The organism is Rhodococcus sp. NPDC057297, from assembly GCF_042667435.1.
Lineage (GTDB): Bacteria > Actinomycetota > Actinomycetes > Mycobacteriales > Mycobacteriaceae > Rhodococcoides.
Genome location: NZ_JBHUZE010000003.1, coordinates 78,938 through 92,457, shown reverse-complemented (window position 1 = coordinate 92,457; position 13,520 = coordinate 78,938). Strand labels below are relative to the sequence as shown.

The following is a 13,520-nucleotide window of genomic DNA, read 5'->3' as shown; positions in this document are numbered from 1 at the left end:
CTTCGTAGTTCTCGACGCAGACATCGCTTGTGAGACCGGCCATACTCGATTCTCATGACATCGCCGAACTCTGTTCTCGATCTGGACGAGTTGATCGCAGTACTCGGCGACGGTGCCGTCGTGACCGACCCCGACATACTCCGTAGCTTCACCCACGACGCTGCCGCTCTCTGCGATTCCACTCCACCTCTCGCAGTGGTTTTTCCGAGCTCCGAAGCGGACGTCCAAGCGATCATGCGATTCTCGGCGAAGCATCTCGTGCCCGTCGTGCCCCAAGGCGCACTGACCGGCCTGTCCGGGGCAGCGAACGGAACTCCGGGGTGCATTGCCCTCAACACCAGGCGCATGAACGCGATAGTCGAACTCGACGTCGCCAATCGGGTGGCCGTCGTCCAGCCGGGGGTGACCAACAAGCAGCTCAAGGTTGCCGCAGCCGAACAAGGTCTGACCTATCTGCCGGATCCGTCGAGCTGGGAGTCGTCGACGATCGGGGGAAACATCGCAACCAACGCGGGCGGCTTGTGCTGCGTGAAGTACGGTGTGACAGCTCGGTTCGTCAGGGGGCTCCGCGTCGTTCTCGCCGACGGGCGTGCGATGTTCGTCGGGAGGCGCACAGTCAAGGGCGTCGCAGGATTGTCACTCGCCGAGCTGTTCGTCGGTTCGGAGGGCACACTCGGCGTCGTCACCGAAGCCACCGTCGGCCTCGACTTTCCCGCCTCCGCTCCGCTGACCATGGCCGCCACGTTCCCCTCGACCGCAGCTGCAGGTGTGGCCGTCGCACGAACCCTCGCGCAGGGGATCACGCCGAGTCTCTTCGAACTCCTGGACCGCACCACGATTCGGGCGATCGACGCCTACGCCAAGATGGGATTCGGCTCCGATGCAGCCGCTGTACTGATCGCTCAATCCGACACCGGCGTCGGCGCGTCGGCTCAGTTGGACGCCATCGCGTCGATCTGTACCGCAGCGGGCGCATCCGAGGTGGTGGTCGCCGAGAACGCCGCCGAATCCGATCAACTCGTGCAGGCACGCAGGCTCGCGTACCCGGCGCTGGAAAGCCTCGGTGCCCCTCTCGTCGACGACGTCTCGGTCCCACTGTCCGCGCTGGCGACCATGATCGACGAGTCCGAGCGCATCGCCGAGCGTATCGGGATCGTCATCGGCGTCGTCGGGCATGCCGGTGACGGCAACCTCCACCCGACGGTCATCGTCGACCCCGAGGATCCGGCTTCTCTCGATGCGGCCAACCGAGCGTTCGACGCAATCGCCGACGTCGCACTGAGACTCGGTGGCACCATCACCGGTGAGCACGGTGTGGGACTGCTCAAGCGCGATCTGCTCGAGAAAGAACTCGATCCTGTCGCGGCCACTCTTCAGCGTGGCATCAAGGAGTTGCTCGACCCGCAGTATCTTCTCAACCCAGGCAAGGTTCTCAGGGCGCGCTAGCCGGTGAATCGCAGCGCCATCCACACCAGAAGTCGGGTGTCGGCGTTGTCGAGATCGAGACCGAACAGCTCCTTGGTCCGTCGAATTCGGTAGCGAAACGTGTTGGCGTGCAAGTACAACGACGCCGACGCCACCGCCACGTTTGACTCGTTCTCCAGCAGTGCGAGCACAGTCGCGCCGTAGGCGGTCCCCTCCCGCGAATCGTGCACGAGCATCTCCTCGACGGCAGGAATGGCAAGAGGTACGTTCACCAGCGCCGATCGTGCATCGGACAGTAAGAGTTTCACCTCGACCTGCTCGAAGGTCGCCGTCCGGCCCTCTCCCGCAACCACGTCCAGAACTCTTCTCGCACGGACGCGTGCGTCGACCGGTCGCGAACGTACGTCGCTTATCCCCATCGCGATCGAGATCCCCACAGTGGCGCACGCGCGCTGACGCACTTCCTCCGCCTCCGCGACCAGGGCTTCGGTGGACGCGTGCAGGCCGTCGACAGTACGCAGCACATAGACGACCCCATCGATCACCGCGCATCCCGAGTGAGGACCGCGAGTCATCGTCAGGTCGAGCAACCCGATCAGCGACTCCACCGTATGGTGTGCGCTCTCCACAGCGACCACGACGAACCCACGGTCCGACGGCGTCAACGTATCGTCCGTCAGAAGTTTCCGTACTTCGTCCGAACCGTCCCGCCGGGGCGACACACGCGCACGAAGCAGGGGTGCCGCCGCGGCGGCGGCACGCGCCATCGCCGCGACAGCCGAGCGATCGGGTGGGTCGATCGACTGCCTGGCCATGATCACCCAGATGGAACCGAGGTGACCGGACGTATCGCCCACAGCCACCGCCAGCCGCGGAAGTGTCCCCTCGAGATCGACGACATGCACCGCAGAACTGGCACGAAACGCGGGATCCTGGTGATGCACCAGGTACTTGTCCGGTACGCGTTTGCCGAGAATGCCGTCACGCCGCACTTCGTCTGTCTGTTGACCCGGTAACGACGAGTATGCGACGACATAACCGTGCGGATCCATCACTGCGACCGCACCGCCTGTGGCGGCCGCGGTCGCATCGGCGAGAGCCGACAGATCGCCCGAGTTCACCGACTCACGATACGACTGTCGCCTCGAAACTCCGCAACTACTCGGTCACCGCTGGTGACGGTGACGTCGTAGATCCCGTTCTTACCGAAGCGTGCACGCTCGACGGCGTCGGCGACGAGAACGTCTCCGGCCTTCGTCGGCCGCAGATAGCGAATATCGCAACGCGCCGCCACTGCGGCATCGTCGTAACTGTTGCACGCCATCGCGAATGTCGTGTCGGCAAGGATGAACACGTATCCTCCGTGCGTGATGGCGTGACCGTTGACCATGTCCTCGGTGACGACCATCGACATCCTGGCGTGGCCGTCCCTCAGCTCGAGCAACTCGATTCCGAGTTTGCGGGATGCGGCGTCGGCGGCGAACATCTCGTGAGCGATCCTGTTCTGTCCCATCACTACCGATCCACCGATGAGACCCGCACGTCCTCCTGCGTGAACATCGTCGCTCCACCGGTGGCGAAGTTGCGGACGTCCTTGCCTGCGGCCTTCATCTCGGCTGATCCCAGACCGACCTTCAGGGACGCCTCGTCCGCGAAGACCAGGTACGCGATCATGTAGTACGGCGGCTCGGATCCGTCCATCGAACTGGCTTTGCCGTAGGTGAATTCGACCAATCCCGGCACCGCGGCAGCAAGCGGGACATGCACCGAGGTGTAGTGCTCGTCGAATGCGGCCGGATCTTCTGGTGTGCCGTAACACACGACTACACGGGCAGTCACTTGTCTCCCTCCGGCTTCGCGACGAGTGTGAGCACGTCGTATGTCGCGACGGGGTCACCTTCCTGATTCACTACCACTGCATCCCAACGCACTTCACCGTAGTCCGCACTCTGACGAGGTGTTATCAGTTTGGCCGTGAGCGTCACGGTGAGCGAGTCCTCGGCTTTCACCGGTGTCAGGAAGCGCAGGTTGTCGACGCCGAAGTTCGCGAGAACGGGGCCGGGCGCGGGGTCGACGAACAGTCCGGCCGCCAGCGAGACGACGAGGTACCCGTGCGCGACGATGCCGCCGAACAGTGGATTGGCTGCTGCCGCTTCGGGATCGGTGTGGGCATAGAACGTGTCGCCGGTGAACTCGGCGAAATGATCGATGTCCGCGCGGGTGACCTGACGAGGACCTCCGACAATGGTGTCGCCGAGCTGCAGCTCACCGAGGTCTTTGCGGAAGGGATGGATGTCACCGGTGATCCGAGCCGAACCAGCCACCCACTTGTTGCCGACGGCTGTCAACACATCCGGTGTGCCCTGAATCGCTGTGCGCTGCATGTGATGCAGCACGCCTCGCATGCCGCCGAGTTCTTCACCGCCACCCGCTCGACCAGGTCCGCCGTGCACCAGAACCGGCAGGGGGGATCCGTGGCCGGTGGACTCTCGGGCGTCTTCACTGTTGAGCACCAGGATGCGACCGTGGTACGGCGCTGATCCCAGCACGATCTCGCGGGCGAGCGCCGAATCCTTGGTGACGAGCGAGGCGACGAGAGAGCCCTTGCCGCGGGCAACGAGGTCCAGGAGATCCGCGGTGTCGTCGTATCCGATCACCGTGGACACGGGGCCGAATGCTTCGATTTCGTGCGGCTCGGGTGCAGACGCGTCTGCGGCCTTCAACAGGACCGGCGCCATGAATGCGCCCGGGCGCGGGTCGACGGCCTCGGGGTCACCGAAGACAACCGAGGCCGATTTGGTCAGGCCACGAATCGATTTGAGGACTTCGTCGCGCTGATCGATGCTGGCGAGCGCACCCATCGTGACGCCGTCGTCGCGGGGATCGCCGACGACGACCTTCCCCAGCTTGGCCGCCAGCGCGTCGATGACCGGGTCGACCTGCGCCTGTGGGACCAGGACGCGCCGAATGGCGGTGCATTTCTGTCCGGCCTTGACCGTCATCTCGGTGAAGACACCCTTGACGAAGAGGTCGAATTCCGGATCCTGCTGCGTCACATCGGTGCCGAGAATCGACGCATTGAGCGAATCGGCTTCGGCGGTGAAGTGCACACCCTCGCCGACAACGTTCGGGTGCGCACGCAGCTGTGCCGCTGTGTCGGCAGAACCGGTGAACGCGACGGAATCCTGCCCGCCCAGGTGATCGATGATCCCCCTGGCGCTGCCGGCCAGCAGTTGTACGGATCCCTCGGGGAGAATTCCGCTCTCGATGATGCGTCGGAAGACGAGTTCTGTCAGATAGGCGCTCTGGCTCGCCGGCTTCACGATGGACGGCACGCCCGCGATGAACGCAGGCGCCAATTTCTCGAGGAACCCCCACACCGGGAAGTTGAACGCGTTGATCTGCACGGCCACGCCGCGACGGGACGTGTAGATGTGCTGGCCGAGGAACGTGCCCTTCTTGCCGAGCTGCTCGACGGCGCCGTCGAGGTAGACGGTGTCGTTGGGAAGTTCACGCCGAGCCTTGCTCGCGTAACTCAGCACGGTCCCGAATCCTCCGTCGATGTCGACGCCGGAATCGCGCTGGGTGGCGCCCGTCAGGGTCGACACCTCGTAGAACTCGTCCTTGCCCGCCATCAACGTCAGACCGAGCTGTTTGAGCAGGCCGGCGCGTTCGTGGAACGTCAGCGCGGCGAGCGCCGGGCCACCTACCGTGCGGGCGTAGTCCACCATGCCGGCGACATCGAGGCCGGTGGACGAAATACGAGCGACCTCGGTTCCGTCGATCGCGCTGAGCAGCGGAGTGCCCTCGTCACTCGCGGCGAACCAACGACCTTGTGCGTAGCTTTCCAACAATCTGCTCACAGCATCTCTCCGTCTCACCGTACGTTCGGTCGGTAATTACCATCGCGCTCCGGTGCGGAGATGTCAAGGAACGTCTCACTCGGGGCGGTGACGCAAACCGTCGAAGGTCAGGGCGACGACGGCGTCGGCCAGGGCGTCGGCGGAACCGCCGGTCCGGGGCTTGTACCACTCGATCAGCGAGTTGACCGTGCCGAAGAGCAAGCGCGACACCAGAGCGGGATCGATGTCGGCACGCAGGTCCCCCTCCTCGGCGGCCGCGACCACGAGGCCACTGACGAAGGCGTCGAACTCGCGGCGCCTGGCCAGGGCACGACGCTCCACCTCGGTATTCCCGCGCACCCGCAGCAACAGCGTGACGTACGGCAACTCGGCGACGAGGATCTCGACGCTACGCCGGACCAGGTATTCGAGCCGATCGATGTATCGACCGGTAGTGGCCCGCTCCTCCGTGGTGACGGCGAACAGGGCGTTGAGCGCACGCGACAGGGCCAGCTCGAGAAGCTCGGACTTGCCGGACACGTGGTGATAGATGGACGACTTCGTGATACCGAGCCGTCCGGCCAAGACCTCCATCGACGTGCCGTCGTACCCCTTGTCGTTGAAGACCTTGACTGCGACGGCCAACAACGAGTCGAGGTCGTAACCCGGGCGTCCCGGCAGACCGGTGCGGCGCGGAGTCCGTGCAGTTGTCATGTCGGACATCTTCCCAGGCGCTGCCCGATTTCACAGCACCGAGGCCTCCCACCCTTGCGTGTCGACCGAATGTTCGGTTATTAATAAGAGGAACCGGAGAAGGAGTGAACAGTGGGCGAAGTATTTCTCGTGGCGGGCGCACGTACACCGCATGGTCGATACGGGGGTGCGCTCGCGACGGTCCGTCCGGACGACCTCGCCGGGATCGTCGTCGCCGAGGCAGTGCGCCGCGCGGGCGTCCCCGCGGACAGCATCGACGAGGTCATCCTCGGCGCAGCCAACCAGGCCGGCGAGGACAACCGCGACGTCGCACGCATGGCGGTGCTTCTCGCGGGCCTGCCGAACACCGTGCCCGGCTACACCGTCAACCGGTTGTGCGCGAGCGGGCTCACCGCGGTCGCGAGTGCCGCGTCCACCATCCGCAGCGGAGAAGCAGACGTCATCGTCGCGGGCGGTGTCGAATCGATGACTCGTGCCCCATGGGTGATGGCCAAGCCCGGCACGCCGTGGGCCAAGCCCGGCCAGATCTTCGACACGGCCCTCGGGTGGCGTTTCACGAATCCTCGCTTCGACGACAAGACGACGTTGTCCATGGGCGAGACCGCGGAGGAGGTGGCCCGCCAGGAGGGCATCACCCGCGAGGAGTCCGACGCTTTCGCCTTCCGCAGCCAAAAGCGCGCTGTCGCCGCGCAGGATGCGGGACGATTCGTCGACGAGATCGTGGCGGTATCCGCGAAGACCGGGGACGTCACCGAGGACGAAACACCACGGCGTCGAACAACTCTGGACAAGCTCGGCGCACTGAAGACAGTGTTTCGGCAGGACGGCATCGTCACCGCCGGAACCTCGTCGCCGTTCACCGACGGCGCCACAGCGCTGGTCGTCGCATCCGAAGAGGCAGTGAACAACTACGGCCTCGAAGTGCGGGGCCGCATCGTCACCAGCGCGAGCGCAGGCGTCGCACCCCACGTCATGGGCCTCGGACCCGTGCCCTCGACACACAAAGCACTCGCACGTGCGGGGTGGTCGATCGACGACCTCGGTGCCGTCGAACTCAACGAGGCCTTCGCCGCGCAATCTCTCGGCGTCATCCGGCAGTTGAAGCTCGACGAGACGATCGTCAACGCCGACGGCGGTGCCATCGCACTCGGACATCCACTCGGGGCATCGGGAGCGCGCATCCTGTTGACTCTCCTGGGCCGAATGGAACGCGAGAAGGCGTCGCGGGGACTGGCGACGCTGTGTGTCGGCGTCGGGCAGGGTGTGTCGATGTTGATCGAGGCGCCGTGAACACCGTCGTCGTCGAAGAACGTGCGGATCGCGTCGTCGTCACGCTGGCACGAGAGAAGCAGCGCAACGCGATCGACTCCGACATGATCTCGGAGCTGCACGACGTGTGCGCGCTGATCGAGCGGGATCCTCGTGTACTGATCCTGACCGGGCGCGGTGAGCACTTCGCCGGCGGCGCTGACATCAACCAGCTCCGTCGACGCACGCGCGACGACGCTCTGCGCGGCATCAACCGAAACCTGTTCGACCGCATCGCTTCCCTTCCGCTGCCGACGATCGCCGCCATCCGCGGTTATGCCTTGGGCGGCGGCGCCGAACTGTCGTATGCCTGCGACATCAGAATCGCCTCCGCTACGGCTGTTTTCGGCAATCCCGAGCCGGGCCTCGGAATCATGGCGGCCGCGGGAGGGAGCTACCGGCTGCCGACGTTGGTGGGGGTGTCCGTCGCCAAACAGGTCCTCCTGGGAGGCCGCTTGCTCGACGCCGACGCAGCGTCGAAATCGGGGTTGGTGATGGAGATCGTGGACGATCCGCTGGCTTCGGCACACACGCTCGCCGATCGCATCGTTAAGCAAGCACCATTGGCCCTGAAACTGACCAAGACGATCCTCGATGCACCCGGTTCGCACCCGTGGGCCGACGACATCGCTCAAGCCGTTCTGTTCGAGACCGAGGACAAACAACGCCGCATGACGGCATTTTTGGAGAAGAAATGACAGTTCCCGTAAGCGTCGGTGTAGTCGGTGGTGGCAGGATGGGCGCGGGAATCGCCCAGGTCTTCGCCGCTCTCGGCGCCGCCGTGACCATTGCCGAAGCGGCAGACCAGGCAGCGGCGCTCGGCCGCGTCGAGACCGGGTTGGCCCGGGCTCACGAGCGCGGAAAGCTGGACGAGGATCCCGCCGCGATCCTTGCGCGTGTCACCACCGTCGCGGGCCCGACCGATCTGCCCGCCGATCTCGAACTCGTCGTCGAGGCCGTACCGGAAATCCCGTCGCTCAAGGTCGAGGTACTTGCGCTGATCGACAAGACGGTGTCGGCGAGCACTGTGATCGCCTCCAACACCAGCTCGATTTCGATCGCCGAGCTCGGTGCTGCGCTGAGCGATCCTTCGCGATTCATCGGCATGCACTTCTTCAATCCGGTTCCGGCGTCGACGTTGGTGGAGATCGTCCGAGCGCCGGCCACGTCGGCGGCCGTCGTGGAGCACGTCCGCGAATGGGTGTCGTTGCTCGGCAAGACCGAGGTCCTCGTCAACGACTCCCCCGGATTCGCGACGTCCCGGCTCGGAGTGTGCCTGGGACTCGAAGCGATCCGCATGCTCGAGGAAGGCGTCGCCGATGCCGAGTCCATCGACCGAGCAATGGAACTCGGATACAAGCACCCGATGGGGCCGCTACGTTCGACGGACCTCGTCGGCCTCGACGTCCGGCTGGCGATCGCCGAACACCTCGCGTCGACTCTGGGCGACCGTTTCACTCCACCTCGGTTGCTGCGGGACAAGGTGGCGCGTGGTGAGCTCGGACGTAAGTCAGGTAAGGGATTCCACGACTGGGAGAAGAAATGACCGTACGACTGGACATATCCGACGGGTTGGCGACAATCACCCTGGAGCGGTCCTCGCTGAACGTCGAGACCAAGGTGGCGTTCCAGCAGGCTGTCGACGGGGTGGCGGGCGCTCGCGCCGTGCTCGTCACCGCCGAGGGAAAGAACTTCTGCGTCGGCCAGGACTTGGCTGAGCACGTCGAAGCCTTGCAGGCAGATCCCAAGACCGCGATGGACACCGTCGGAATTCACTACAACCCTCTGATCAGGTCGCTGAAGAGTCTCGACGTTCCCGTCGTCGTCGCCATCCCCGGAGCATGCGTCGGCGCCGGTCTCGGCATCGCGTTGGCCGGGGACGTTCGAGTTGCCGGCTCAGGATCGTCGTTCGCGACCGCCTTCACGGGAATCGGGTTGGCCAGCGATTCCGGGCTCAGCTATTCCTTGGTGGAGTCGCTCGGCAGCTCACGGGCCGGCGCGTTGATGCTGCTCGGTGACAAGATCACCGCCGAGCAGGCTCTCGACTGGGGCCTGGTGCACCGCGTGGTTCCCGACGAGGAGGTGCGGGACGCGGCCGCGCAGATCGCCGGCAGGCTGGCGACAGGGCCCACCGAGGCATATCGGCACGTGAAATCTCTCGTGCGTGCCTCTGCTTCCGGCCTGTTCGACGCCCTGGATCGCGAGGCTCGGGCGCAGACCGCCCTCGGCCAGACCGTCGACCACAAGGCCGCTGTGGACGCGTTCCTCGCCAAGGCGAAGCCGGTGTTTCAGGGCCGCTGATACGGGTTTCGGACCGAGCGGGCCTTGTAATCCAGGCCACTTCGTTGCATACTAGTTTTCGACCGATCATTCGGTAATGAAAGTAGGACTTATGACCACGTCAGAGACCCTGCAAGCCGACGCGCTTCAGGGCGGTTTCGACGAGACCATCGCCCGCGAGCAGCGCGTAGAGCCCCGCGATTGGATGCCCGACGGCTACCGCAAGTCGCTCATCCGCCAGATCGCCCAGCACGCGCACTCCGAGATCATCGGGATGCAGCCGGAGGGCAACTGGCTCACCCGCGCGCCGTCGCTGCGCCGCAAGGCCATCCTGATGGCCAAGGTGCAGGACGAGGCAGGACACGGCCTGTACCTGTACTCGGCCGCGGAGACGCTCGGAGCCGACCGCGCAGACCTGACGGTCAAGCTCATCGAGGGCAAGCAGAAGTACTCGTCGATCTTCAATTACCCCACCCTGACGTACGCGGACGTCGGCACCATCGGCTGGCTCGTCGACGGCGCCGCGATCTGCAATCAGGTTCCTCTGTGCCGCAGCAGCTTCGGGCCGTATGCGCGCGCGATGATCCGCGTCTGCAAGGAGGAGTCGTTCCATCAGCGCCAGGGGTACGAGCTACTCGCGACGATGATGCGTGGCACCGACGAGCAGCGTGCCATGGTTCAGGAGTCGGTGAACCGCTGGTGGTGGCCTGCTCTGATGATGTTCGGCCCCCCGGACGACGAGAGCCCCAACACCGAGCAGTCGATGAAGTGGGGCATCAAACGCCACACCAACGACGAGCTACGTCAGCGTTTCGTCGACATGTCGATTCCTCAGGCGGAGGCGCTAGGCGTCACGTTCCCGGACCCGGACCTGAAGTGGAACGACGAGCGGCAGTCGCACGATTTCGGCGAACCCGACTGGAGCGAGTTCATGCAGGTCATCAAAGGCAACGGCGCTTCCAACGTCGAGCGCATCGCGAACCGTCGCGCAGCCCACTTCGGCGGTGCCTGGGTTCGCGAGGCAGCGACGGCTTTTGCAGCAAGGAATGCATCATGACTGAATTCACCGCCGAAGGCGGACACGGCGCGGTCCCGACGGAGAATGTGCCAGTAGAGCCGAAAGCATCTCAGGTCAAAGCAGATTGGCCCCTGTACGAAGTGTTTCTCCGTGGCAAGCGGGGGCTCAATCATGTGCACGTCGGATCCCTGCACGCCGCCGACGACCACATGGCGCTGCGTCATGCACGGGACGTCTACACCCGTCGCAACGAAGGCGTCAGCATCTGGGTGGTGCCGTCCAACTCGATCGTCGCATCGTCTCCGTCGGAGAAGGATCCGTTCTTCGCCCCCAGCGGAGACAAGGTGTACCGGCACCCGACGTTCTACGAGATTCCCGACAACGTTCCCCACATGTGAGGCCTGCAATGACAGATCATGACAACGCCTACGAGGGCCTCGTCGACGAGGATTCACACGGGCAGTGGGCATTCGGTACCAGTTTCGACGACCCGCTCGCCGGCGTCGACACCACGGTTCCGGACGACGTCGACCTCGAAGCTCTGGCCGCGTACTGCCTCATGCTCGGGGACGATGCGCTGATCAGCTCACAGCGCCTGGCTCAGTGGAGCACACGCGCACCGGAACTCGAAGAAGAAGTGGCGCTGGCCAACGTCGGACTGGACTTGCTCGGGCAGGCACGTCTCCTGCTCGCTCGCGCCGCGAAGGCCGATTCGGCCGTGGTCCCGTTCGTCTCCGAGAGCTCCCCCGCGCCCGCGGAAGACGCTCTGGCGTTCTTCCGTGACGAAGCAGACTTCCGTAACGTCCGGCTCACCGAGCTCGACAACGGCGACTTCGCGAAGTCCCTCGTTCGTCTGCTCGTGTTCTCGACATGGCGCCTCGCTGTGTTCTCGCGTCTGAAGGACTCACGGGATCCGGTTCTCGCGGCCGTCGCCGAGAAGGGCGTCAAAGAGCTCACCTACCACCGCGACTACGCAGCACGCTGGGTCGTGACCCTCGGGTGCGGGACCGACGAATCCAAGCGTCGAGTCCGTGAGGCCATCACCCGCATCTGGCCGTATGTCTCCGAGCTGTTCGTCCCCACCGACCAAGAGATCGCCCTCGCGTCGGTCGGCGTCGCAGTGGATCCGCGAGATGTGCGCGAGGAATTCGACTCCGTGATCGCGCAGGTCCTGCACGCGGCAGAATTGGAAGCGCCGGAAGGCAAGTCAGTCGGCACCATCGGCGGCCGCGGCGGCCGACGCGGAATCCACACCGAGGCATTCGGCCCGTTGATCGCGGAGATGCAGGTCGTCGCCCGTGCACATCCGGAGGGAGTCTGGTGACGACAATGGAACTTTCTGCTCGCGACATCGCGGCGACCGTCCTGGACCCCGAGATGCCGCTTCTGACCCTCGACGATCTCGGCGTCCTACGCGATGTCGAGGTACGCGACAACGGCAGCGTGCTCGTCACCATCACTCCGACGTACTCGGGATGCCCAGCGATGGCAACGATGCGTGACGACATCACACACAAGCTGGTCGATCACGGCTACACCGACGTCGAGATCGTCACCAGCCTGACCCCGCCCTGGAGCACGGACTGGATTTCCGCCGAGGGCCTGCGAAAGCTCCGCGAGACCGGTTACTCGACGCCGGGGCCTGCGCCCGCGCGGACGTCGGGTCCGGTGCCCCTTACCCTCACCGTCAAACCACGCCAGCTCGCGTGTCCTCGGTGTGGGTCGACGAACACGCGGCTGACCTCCGAGTTCGGCGCAACCCTGTGCAAAGCCCAGTACCGATGCGACGACTGCCTCGAACCCTTCGACCACGTGAAGGAGATCTGATGACTGTGACCGCCGAGCCCGTCGTCACCCCCAATCGCAACAGGCCCTTCCACACGCTGACCGTTGCCGACGTCGAATCACTGTGCGACGACGCCGTTGCCGTGACGTTCGACGTACCAGAAGACCTGCGCGACGAATTCGATTTCCGCCCAGGCCAGTCCCTGATGCTCTCGCGCACGGTGGACGGTGTCGAACATCGGCGTTCCTACTCCATCTGCGCTCCGGCGGGTGCACGCCCCCGCGTCGGCGTTCGTGAGGTGACCGACGGACTGTTCTCGTCGTGGCTCGTGCACGAGGTCAAGGCAGGCGACCGCATCGAGGTCCAGGGACCGACCGGAAACTTCCATGCCGACCCCGCCGCCGGTGGCAGGCACGTACTCATCGCGGCAGGCTCCGGGATCACCCCCATGCTGTCGATTGCCGCATCCGTTCTGGCCAACCCCGACGCCGAAGTGGTTCTGCTGTACGGCAACCGGCGCACCAGATCGGTGATGTTCGCCGAGGAGATCGCCGATCTGAAAGATCAGTACGGCAGTCGGTTCGACGTCATCCATGTTCTGTCCAGGGAACCTCGCGAGGTCGAACTGTTCAGCGGCAGGCTCGACGCCGACAGACTCCGCGCCATCCTAGACTCGGTCGTCGCGACACCCGAGATAGATCATTTCTGGCTGTGCGGTCCGTTCGGGATGGTGACCGACGCGCAAGCCGTTCTCGGTGAACTCGGCGTCGCCAAATCCAACGTGCACGCCGAACTCTTCTACGTCGACGACGTTCCCCCACCACAGGAGAAGCACCGCGAGCCCGGCGTGACCGGACCCAGCAGCGAGGTCACCATCACCCTCGACGGCCGAAGCGTCACGGGCACTCTCCCGCAGGACGAGTCGATCCTCGATTCCGCGGAACTGCTGCGATCGGACCTCCCCTTCGCCTGCAAGGGCGGCGTCTGCGGCACGTGCCGCGCCAAGGTGACCTGCGGTGACGTCGACATGCGCCGCAACTACGCCTTGGAGGAGAACGAGGTCGCCGCCGGCTTCGTACTCACCTGCCAGACATTCCCCCTCAGCGACACCGTGACCGTCGACTTCGACGCCTGATACCTCCGGAGA

The 13,520-nt window shown here is 64.8% G+C and carries 15 protein-coding genes; 10 read left to right on the top strand and 5 right to left on the bottom strand.

The genetic code is table 11. The features are described 5' to 3' along the window. The first annotated feature begins 54 nt into the window (after nucleotides 1–54). A complete protein-coding gene (locus tag ACFULT_RS10360) occupies nucleotides 55–1,446 on the top strand; it encodes an FAD-binding oxidoreductase (RefSeq protein WP_037108054.1) in 1,392 nt (463 codons plus the stop codon). Here the strand turns inward: ACFULT_RS10360 and ACFULT_RS10355 are convergent. From ACFULT_RS10355 to ACFULT_RS10335, 5 genes are all read right to left on the bottom strand, one after another. Next, on the bottom strand, nucleotides 1,443–2,546 hold the full coding sequence (locus ACFULT_RS10355) for a PucR family transcriptional regulator (RefSeq protein ID WP_378481410.1): 1,104 nt from the start codon (nucleotides 2,544–2,546) through the stop codon (nucleotides 1,443–1,445). The genes ACFULT_RS10360 and ACFULT_RS10355 overlap by 4 nt on opposite strands. Beyond that, nucleotides 2,543–2,938: a hydroxyphenylacetyl-CoA thioesterase PaaI gene (gene paaI, locus ACFULT_RS10350; protein WP_037108049.1), complete on the bottom strand. Its 396-nt coding sequence runs from the start codon at nucleotides 2,936–2,938 to the stop codon at nucleotides 2,543–2,545. Before paaI ends, ACFULT_RS10355 begins: the two co-directional genes overlap by 4 nt. A 2-nt stretch (nucleotides 2,939–2,940) precedes the next feature. Further along, complete coding sequence (locus ACFULT_RS10345) at nucleotides 2,941–3,264, bottom strand: EthD family reductase (protein WP_037108047.1); 324 nt, start codon at nucleotides 3,262–3,264, stop codon at nucleotides 2,941–2,943. Further along, on the bottom strand, nucleotides 3,261–5,288 hold the full coding sequence (paaZ, locus tag ACFULT_RS10340; RefSeq protein WP_378481409.1) for a phenylacetic acid degradation bifunctional protein PaaZ: 2,028 nt from the start codon (nucleotides 5,286–5,288) through the stop codon (nucleotides 3,261–3,263). Before paaZ ends, ACFULT_RS10345 begins: the two co-directional genes overlap by 4 nt. 75 nt (nucleotides 5,289–5,363) lie before the next feature. After that, the gene (locus ACFULT_RS10335) at nucleotides 5,364–5,981 is read right to left on the bottom strand and encodes a TetR/AcrR family transcriptional regulator (RefSeq protein WP_037108723.1); all 618 of its coding nucleotides are present in this window, start codon (nucleotides 5,979–5,981) and stop codon (nucleotides 5,364–5,366) included. Nucleotides 5,982–6,092: 111 nt separating this feature from the next. Between ACFULT_RS10335 and ACFULT_RS10330 the strand changes: the two genes are divergently transcribed. The 9 genes from ACFULT_RS10330 (at nucleotide 6,093) to paaE (ending at nucleotide 13,508) form a co-directional block, all read left to right on the top strand. Continuing rightward, nucleotides 6,093–7,271, top strand: coding sequence for a thiolase family protein (locus tag ACFULT_RS10330; protein WP_378481408.1), 1,179 nt, complete (start codon nucleotides 6,093–6,095; stop codon nucleotides 7,269–7,271). Next, nucleotides 7,268–7,987: an enoyl-CoA hydratase/isomerase family protein gene (locus ACFULT_RS10325; RefSeq protein ID WP_378481407.1), complete on the top strand. Its 720-nt coding sequence runs from the start codon at nucleotides 7,268–7,270 to the stop codon at nucleotides 7,985–7,987. The genes ACFULT_RS10330 and ACFULT_RS10325 overlap by 4 nt, the downstream gene beginning before the upstream one ends. Further along, on the top strand, nucleotides 7,984–8,835 hold the full coding sequence (locus ACFULT_RS10320; RefSeq protein ID WP_037108037.1) for a 3-hydroxyacyl-CoA dehydrogenase family protein: 852 nt from the start codon (nucleotides 7,984–7,986) through the stop codon (nucleotides 8,833–8,835). The genes ACFULT_RS10325 and ACFULT_RS10320 overlap by 4 nt, the downstream gene beginning before the upstream one ends. Continuing rightward, a complete protein-coding gene (locus tag ACFULT_RS10315) occupies nucleotides 8,832–9,590 on the top strand; it encodes an enoyl-CoA hydratase-related protein (protein WP_378481406.1) in 759 nt (252 codons plus the stop codon). The genes ACFULT_RS10320 and ACFULT_RS10315 overlap by 4 nt, the downstream gene beginning before the upstream one ends. Nucleotides 9,591–9,681: 91 nt before the next feature. Then, nucleotides 9,682–10,626 (top strand): 1,2-phenylacetyl-CoA epoxidase subunit PaaA, encoded by a 945-nt coding sequence (gene paaA, locus ACFULT_RS10310; RefSeq protein ID WP_037108032.1) that lies wholly within the window; start codon nucleotides 9,682–9,684, stop codon nucleotides 10,624–10,626. Then, the gene (gene paaB, locus ACFULT_RS10305; RefSeq protein WP_037108029.1) at nucleotides 10,623–10,985 is read left to right on the top strand and encodes a 1,2-phenylacetyl-CoA epoxidase subunit PaaB; all 363 of its coding nucleotides are present in this window, start codon (nucleotides 10,623–10,625) and stop codon (nucleotides 10,983–10,985) included. The genes paaA and paaB overlap by 4 nt, the downstream gene beginning before the upstream one ends. A gap of 8 nt (nucleotides 10,986–10,993) precedes the next feature. Continuing rightward, a complete protein-coding gene (gene paaC, locus ACFULT_RS10300) occupies nucleotides 10,994–11,911 on the top strand; it encodes a 1,2-phenylacetyl-CoA epoxidase subunit PaaC (RefSeq protein WP_094653376.1) in 918 nt (305 codons plus the stop codon). A gap of 5 nt (nucleotides 11,912–11,916) precedes the next feature. Beyond that, a complete protein-coding gene (gene paaD / locus ACFULT_RS10295) occupies nucleotides 11,917–12,414 on the top strand; it encodes a 1,2-phenylacetyl-CoA epoxidase subunit PaaD (protein ID WP_037110971.1) in 498 nt (165 codons plus the stop codon). Continuing rightward, nucleotides 12,414–13,508 carry a 1,2-phenylacetyl-CoA epoxidase subunit PaaE gene (gene paaE / locus ACFULT_RS10290; protein ID WP_094720408.1) on the top strand — a complete coding sequence of 365 codons (1,095 nt, stop codon included), beginning with the start codon at nucleotides 12,414–12,416 and terminating at the stop codon, nucleotides 13,506–13,508. Before paaD ends, paaE begins: the two co-directional genes overlap by 1 nt. The last annotated feature ends 12 nt before the right edge of the window (nucleotides 13,509–13,520 follow it).